We start from the raw sequence: 595 nt of genomic DNA, 5'->3' as shown, positions 1-595 counted from the left end.
GGCCTTGGTAATGCAACCCTCGAGGCCGAGCACGATGACACCGGCCCGGTTCAGGACGATCTCGGCGGCGACGATCATCGTAAGGGGCGCGATGGAAGAGCGCCATTCGGCGGTGGCATAATTCGCCACGGCCATGCGGACGGCCTGTGGCCGGACCTCCCGCAGGGTCGGCACGAGCACCATCGCCGCCATCGCCGAGCCGACGAGCGTGGAGCCCATGACGAGCGTCGCATCGCGTGGCCAGAGATGGTACCAGGCCGTCAGGAAGATCATGCCGAGAACGAGCCCGTTCAGGACGACACGCTCGATCGCGAGGACCGACAGGGCACCGCCGTAGCTGCGCGTCACGGAGCCGCTGATCAGGAGAAGCGTGAGCAGGGGTATCGCGGCCAGCGCCATCAGACCGGTTGAGATGACTTCCTGCCGAAATGTCCCGGGATACATGGTGATGAAGGTCGCTCCGACCACGGCGACGGCCATGGCGGTCGCCAGCGTCCTGCGGACGGCATACTGGATCACGCCCCGGGCGAGGCTGCTCTCCTGCCGCGCGAGATAGGCTGGCAGGAGGCGCATCAGCGAAATATTGAAGCCCAGC

The 595-nt window shown here is 66.2% G+C and carries 1 pseudogene; it reads right to left on the bottom strand.

The window, feature by feature from the left end:
- Positions 1-595 (bottom strand): annotated as a pseudogene (locus tag AB4118_RS34100) (hypothetical protein); the annotation flags it as partial.

Origin of the sequence: Allobosea sp. 2RAB26 (assembly GCF_052115465.1) — a bacterium.
Classification (GTDB): Bacteria; Pseudomonadota; Alphaproteobacteria; order Rhizobiales; family Beijerinckiaceae; genus Allobosea.
Note: the sequence above shows the minus strand (reverse complement) of the source record. Positions and strands in the feature narration are given on the sequence as shown.